Annotated in this window: 4 protein-coding genes; 1 reads left to right on the top strand and 3 read right to left on the bottom strand. The window is 59.7% G+C overall.

The genetic code is table 11. The features are described 5' to 3' along the window. The coding region (locus K8U03_08840; GenBank protein ID MCE9604994.1) for a DUF1501 domain-containing protein at positions 1–468 on the top strand (468 nt) is incomplete at its 5' end. Positions 469–698: 230 nt separating this feature from the next. Here K8U03_08840 and K8U03_08835 read toward each other — a convergent pair. From K8U03_08835 to K8U03_08825, 3 genes are all read right to left on the bottom strand, one after another. Beyond that, positions 699–2,087: a DUF1501 domain-containing protein gene (locus K8U03_08835; GenBank protein ID MCE9604993.1), complete on the bottom strand. Its 1,389-nt coding sequence runs from the start codon at positions 2,085–2,087 to the stop codon at positions 699–701. A gap of 25 nt (positions 2,088–2,112) precedes the next feature. Then, positions 2,113–4,713 carry a PSD1 and planctomycete cytochrome C domain-containing protein gene (locus K8U03_08830; GenBank protein MCE9604992.1) on the bottom strand — a complete coding sequence of 867 codons (2,601 nt, stop codon included), beginning with the start codon at positions 4,711–4,713 and terminating at the stop codon, positions 2,113–2,115. 185 nt (positions 4,714–4,898) lie between these two features. Further along, a complete protein-coding gene (locus K8U03_08825; protein MCE9604991.1) occupies positions 4,899–6,290 on the bottom strand; it encodes a DUF1501 domain-containing protein in 1,392 nt (463 codons plus the stop codon). Positions 6,291–6,616 lie beyond the last annotated feature (326 nt).

Raw genomic sequence — 6,616 nt, 5'->3', positions numbered from 1 at the left:
CATCAGCTCCTCTTCGATTCGATGATGTCGTTCGGACCGACTCCGGCGCAGATCCCCAGCGGCTACAAGTGGCATTCCTATCGCGGCCCCGGCAACCTGCCGCAATTGGACATGTCGCTTTCGACGCTGCTCGACGACTTAGACGAGCGCGGCTTGCTCGAGACCACGCTCGTCGTCGTCATGGGGGAATTTGGACGTACGCCGCGCATCAACAAAGACGGTGGCCGCGATCATTATCCGAACGCCGGCTGCGTCCTCATGGCTGGCGCCGGCATACGGCGCGGCGTGGTGATCGGCGCCACCGATCGGAACGGAGCCGTCCCCTCCACGCGACCTTACGCCCCGGGCGACGTGGCGGCATCGATCTATCACGCCCTTGGAATCGATCCGCACGGAACGTACTTCCCGCGACTCCCGCGACCGACGCCGATCTCCGACGGCCGAATCATCGACGGTTTATTCGCCTAAGCGAACCCGTACGGGAAACACGGCGTCGAACCTGACTAAGCGTTGCTGCCCAGTTTGTCGGGCGGCGCAATCTGGATTATCAGCCGAAGGCGGGCGGCTCTTTGCGGATCAACCTCGGCCGGTTTCGGAGCCAAGGCTTGAATTGGGAACGGAGCTATTGGTCTCCCGTTCTCGAGATGCACCGTGATACGCTGGAGAAGCTGGATGTCGATTTGCTCGGAACCGTGCTACTAAAGTGAGAAGCATGGTTTGCTATACGAGTAGGTCAGTGCGAAATGAAGACTCCGAAGCACTTCGAAATTGCGACGACTCCAGGTCGATCGCGATATATCCGTCTCTAATCCCAAAAGGTGCAAGATGGTCGCGTGCAAATCGTGGATGTGGACCTTCCCGTCGACGGCTTCATAGCCGTATTCGTCGGTGGTGCCATGAGCCATTCCGCCGCGCACTCCGCCGCCGGCCAACCACATTGAGTATCCCTTATTGTTGTGACCGCGACCGTCGGTGGTCGGGTCGTCGGGCGTTCGGCCGAATTCGCCCCCCCAGACGATCAGCGTGTCGTCCAACATGCCCCGCATCTTAAGGTCGTCGAGCAAGGCCGCGATCGGTTTATCGATGGCGGCGCAGTTCTTGGTCATGCCGCCGGTTAGGAAGCCGTGTAGGTCCCACTCGGTATGGGTGATCTCGATGAAGCGCACGCCTGCTTCGGCAAACCGACGCGCCAAGAGGCATTGCCGGCCGAATGTTTCTTCGGCGTTGTACTTGGCGATCATCGCTTTGCTTTCGCCGGCGATATCCATCACTTGCGGCAGGGCATCCTGCATACGAAAGGCAAGCTCATACGACTCGATGAGTCCTTCGACACGCGCGTCGCGACTCTTGTCGACGACGTCGCGGTTCATGGCCTGGAGTAAGTCGAGTTGATGTCGCTGACCGGCCGCCGTCAGCCGCGGGTTCGAGAGATTGCCGATAGTCGGGTTGCGAGTCGGCCGATTTGCATCTCCCAGCAAACTCGCCGAGTATGCCGCCGGCAGGAACGCGCTCGAGTAATATCGCGCGCCGCCGAGCGACGTCAGCGGGTTGATCGAGATAAAGCCGGGAAGGTCTTGGTTCTCGGTACCCAGGCCGTATAAGGTCCACGATCCGAGCGACGGACGGATGAACTGGAAGCTTCCCGTGTGCAACTGCTCAAGTGCTTGCGGATGATTTTCGTTGTCGGTGTGCATGCCGCGGAGAACGCACAGCTTGTCCACGTGTTTTGCCGTTTCGGGCAGCAAGTCGACGATTTCCAAGCCGCTCTCGCCATGCTTGTTGAACTTCCAGCGCGACCCCAGCAGCTTACAGTTTTTGTTCTTGCCCGGCTTGCCGTCATCGGCCGAAAGTTTCGGCTTGGGATCGAACGTTTCCATGTGCGACGGTCCGCCGCGCATGCAGAGAAAGATGACCCGCTTCGCCTTCGCGTTGAAGTGAGGCTTCTTGGGCTCAAGCGGCCCGACTGGTTTGGATCTAGTGCGTTCTTCAGCGGCCGCTTGAAATGCGATCCCGGCGAAGGCCGTAAAGCCGAAGCCGGTGGAGACGCCCTGCAACATTCGGCGACGCGAAATAGGATTCGGATTCATGTTGGATCGGCTGTGGGGTAGCGAACTAATTCACGTAACGAAACTCGGCGCTCGCAAAAATGATCTGGCAAAAACTGACCCAACGTTCGAGACGCAATCGCTCCGAGTTGGGCGGGGTCTTAACTTTCGGGTCCGGGATCAACGATTCGGGACTACTCAAGTACTGCAACGCTCGTTCGATCTCTCGAGCGGTCGGTTCGCGAGAAAATGCCCGTCGATAGACGGCTCCGATTCGTCCGGCGTCGTCGAGAGATTCGATTTTAAGCAGCCACTCGCTCAACGCCTTTGCCTGTCCGATAACCCATTCGTTGTTCAAAAAGTACAAAGACTGCGCCGGAACGACGCTTTCCTCTCGCTGCGAAGTCGAGCGATCAGGTGAGGCGAAGTCGAACAATCGAAACACTTCGGGCAAGACACCGCGAACGACCGGCAGGTAGACGCTGCGATGCGGATGCTCGATCTGCGTTGAAGCGAACAGCGGCTGGAACGTTCGAAACTCATCTTCTCGGTAGGGATTGTACTTGGCGAGGAATGCCTGCTCCTGCGGCGGCGGAGATCGATCTAAGGTCCCCGCCACCTGCATGATCGCATCGCGTATCACTTCGGCTTCGAGCCGGCGAGGACGCATGTGGGAGAGAAAGACGTTATCCGGATCGACCACGGAGAAATCCGAAACGGATGAAGCGCCGCCGTTAGGTTCTGCCGTCACTTCGGGAACCGCGATGCCTTGTCGATAGGTCCGGCTCATCACCAGCTCTCGCACCAATCGTTTGGTCGACCAGCCGCCGTTCATGAATCGCACGGCCAAGTGATCGAGCAACTCGGCGTGCGAGGGGCGAGCGCCGTTCACGCCGAAGTCGTCGGGCGTGGAGACGAGGCCGCGGCCGAATAGATGCAGCCAGATTCGATTGACGTACACCCGCGCCGTGAGAGGGTTGCGACGATCGGTCAACCATTCCGCCAACTGAAGTCGACCGCTTTCGTTCTTCGCGATCGATGGGCTATTCGAGAGCGGAACGACTTGCAGCATCCCGCGAGGCACGGTCTCTCCGAGGTTGAGCGTGTCTCCCCGAATGTGAATCCGGCAGTCCTCGATCCGATCGCGCTCTCGTAGCCCCATCGCCCAGCCGGGCATCCGTGGAGGATGATCCATCGCCGATTGCAAAGCTGCTTCGTGAGCTTTAACTTTCACATCCCAGTCTTTGACTTCCGCTTCCATTTTGGCGATGTCGGTCTCGAACTTTGCCTTGTCGGCACCCGGCTTTTGCATGTCGAGCTTGGCGGCCGAGACGCGGCGTACGATCCGATATCGATCCGATCGGGCCGTGTTCTGAGCGAGCGTCAGCTCATGCAACTTCGCGAGATACGCGAGTCCGCCGGCTCCCGATCGTTCCGCATCGGGACCGAGCGGCTGCAGTTCTGTATGGGCGTATGCGGTTGCCTTAATTCCCTTAGGACCGTAGCCGTAGAGTGGCTGGGCATTGCGAAAAATTCCGGCCAAGGCATAGTAGTCGGCCGTGGGAATCGGATCGAACTTGTGATCGTGACAACGAGCGCAGCCGACCGACAGCCCCAGCACCGCACGACCGACAAGCTCGATCTGCTCGTCGATCACGTCCATTCGAAACACTTCGGGCTTTTGTTCTTCGAACGCCTTCGGGCCCAAGGCCAAAAAGCCGGTTGCGATCCGCCGCCGATCACGTTCGTCGCGCGACTCGGCCGGCAATAAGTCGCCGGCAATCTGCTCACGCACGAACAAGTCGAACGGCTGATCACGATTGAAAGAGTCGATCACGTAGTCGCGATAGCGCCAAGCGTGATAGTAATAGACGTTCCGATCTCGGCCGTTGCTGTCGGCATATCGGGCGACATCGAGCCAGTGGCGTCCCCAGCGTTCGCCGAAGTGGGGCGAGGCAAGGAGCGTGTCGACGGTGCTCTCGATGGCCGAGTCCGGACTGCGATCCCACGATCGGAGAAACGAGGTCGTTTCCGCCTCCGTCGGCGGAAGGCCGATCAGGTCGTAGTACAGCCGACGAACGAAGATTCGCGGCTCAGCGTCGGCGGCGGGCGCGAGTCGTTGTTCGTCGAGCTTGGCGAGAATAAAATGATCGAGTGCATCGGTCGGCCAAGTCTTTTGTCGAACTTCCGGCAGCGGAGCATCGCGCGGCGGAATGAACGACCAAAACTTTCGGCCGTCTTCGATCGACATGCCGCGCTTTTTGACGACGGCCTCCCCTTCGCGCGGATCGTACGCTCCATCGGAGATCCATTTCTCGAAGTCGGCGATCACCTCAGGCGGCAACTTTTGATTCGGCGGCATTTCGAGGCCATCATGCTTTATGGCCGACAACAGCAAACTCTCCGCCGGCTTGCCGGGCGTCACCGATGCGCCGCTTTCGCCTCCCTTCAACAACCCGGCTCGGGTATCGACCACGAGCCCGGCCTTGAGTTTTCCGCGACCGTCCGCTTCAGTCGAATGACACTCATAGCAATGAGCCACGAGCACCGGGCGGATCTTCTTCTCGAAGAACTCCAAGCGTGTGTCGGCGCTACGTACGGATCCGATGTCGATAGTCAGCGCAATGCAAACCGAAAGCGCAGCGACGACGAAAGAACCGATAGGCATGTTGCGACCGGATGGGAAACACAGTGACGGTTGTGCGATCGATTCCAAGCCGGCACCTAACGAATGCCGAGGAATATCGATGATATGCTGTGCCGGTACCTGGGACAAATACGCTCTACTCCGCTTCGGCACTCATCGGCTGAAAAGAGAGTTTTCATCGAGGGGCAACGTCGGACCTCGATCGATTAAAACAGCTCTCGAATGGGAATTCCTTCTTCAACCAATGGTCTCGGCCGGCCTGCCGGGTCGATCCAGTGTTCGCTCGAATCGATGCCGAGGTGTTTGAAGATCGTCGCGGCGAGATCTCCCGGTCCGAGCGGGCGTTCGGCGATTTCTCCACCTCGTCGATCGGTTGCTCCGATGACCTGGCCTCCGCGAATGCCGCCGCCGGCCACGAGTAGCGACATCACCTGCAACCAGTGATCGCGTCCCGCCGTCTTCGTCATTACCGGCGCACGCCCGAACTCGCCCATAACCAGCACCAGCGTAGACTCCAGCAAACCTCGCTGATCGAGATCCTCCAGCAGCGTGGCGATCACGTGATCGGTGCGCGGCAGCATATGCCGCAATCCTTTGTCGATGCCCTTCTGAGGAATCTCGTCGCCGTGATGATCCCAACTGCCGAGTCGGTCGCTCAGCACCACGTAGGTAATGCCGGCTTCGACCAGCCGCCGGGCCAACAAGGCGGAAGCGCCGAGCGAATCACGGCCGTAGAGGTCGCGAACGACCGCCGGCTCCTGCTCGACGTCAAAGGCTCTTTCAGCGTTCCCACCCAATACGAAGTCGAGCGCAGCCCGAGTGTGCCGGTCGTGTCGCTCGAACTGCTGCGAGTTATCGTGCCGGGATTTGAAGCGGTCGAATTCCCGGCGGAGACGTTCCCGATCCTGCAAGCGCGGGACGGTAATTCCGTTGGGCATCGAGAATCGTCCGGCAACCCGTGCGCCGTCGACGGGCTCGTAGTCACTGCCGAGATACCCGGATCCGTAAATGTCATACCAGATCGGATAGGAGGTCCCCGCAGGCAATCCGACGAACGCCGGCATGTTCGGTTGATTGGGTCCGCGAAAGCGGGCGGCGATCGACCCCGTCGATGGGTAATCCCCTCGGTCACGGTTAGCTTTCCGGCTGGTCGATTGGAACGTCACCGGCCAATGATTGCTTCCGCCGGCGTCCATGGAGCGAATGATCGCCAATTTATCCATGAGCGCCGCCTGTCGCGGCATCAGCTCACAAACGGCAACTCCCGGAACCGCGGTGGAGATTGCGTTGAAAGGCCCCCGGATCTCGGTAGGCATGTTGGGCTTCGGATCCCACATGTCGATCTGGCTCGGGCCTCCCGACAACCAGATTTGAATCACCGATTTCGGTGATCTCGCACCTCCACCGGCAGCAGGGCACGTCGACGACGACATGGTCGCCGCGCCTAAGGCGCTCAAACCGATTTGCAGAAACCAGCGTCGACTACCCACTCGCACCAGCGCTTCAGATGGGGGCGCGAATGGGCTCGATGACGTCGCGACTCGATGTCGCCGGAGATGATCAATGACTGCCGGCCCTGATTCAGTCGAGGAATTCATGCATGACATCCTTTATCTCGTCGCACCCTAAACCCGCAGCGAAAGAGTCGCACTTTCAGGCCGTTCGGCGGTCGAGGTTCCTGCGGATCGGTCTTCGACGAAATCTCGAGCCGCTCCCGGTTCGCACTTCGCCGCACCACTTGCACCCACGACACCCGAAGGCCGATGCTCCGAATTTTTGCGACGTACGGTGCTCAAAACAGTTGGTCGACGGCCTGCCCCTCGATGAAAAAGTGGGGGCGACCGGTCGGGTCGATGACTTTCGCGTCATGCTCGAAGCCGAGGGCTTTGTAGATCGTGGCGAAAAAGTCGCGAACATGCAGCGG

It is taken from the genome of Planctomycetia bacterium (assembly GCA_021413845.1).
In the GTDB taxonomy this organism is placed as follows: domain Bacteria; phylum Planctomycetota; class Planctomycetia; order Pirellulales; family PNKZ01; genus PNKZ01.
The sequence above is the reverse complement of the archived record's forward strand: the minus strand, read 5'-3'. Positions and strand labels throughout refer to the sequence as shown.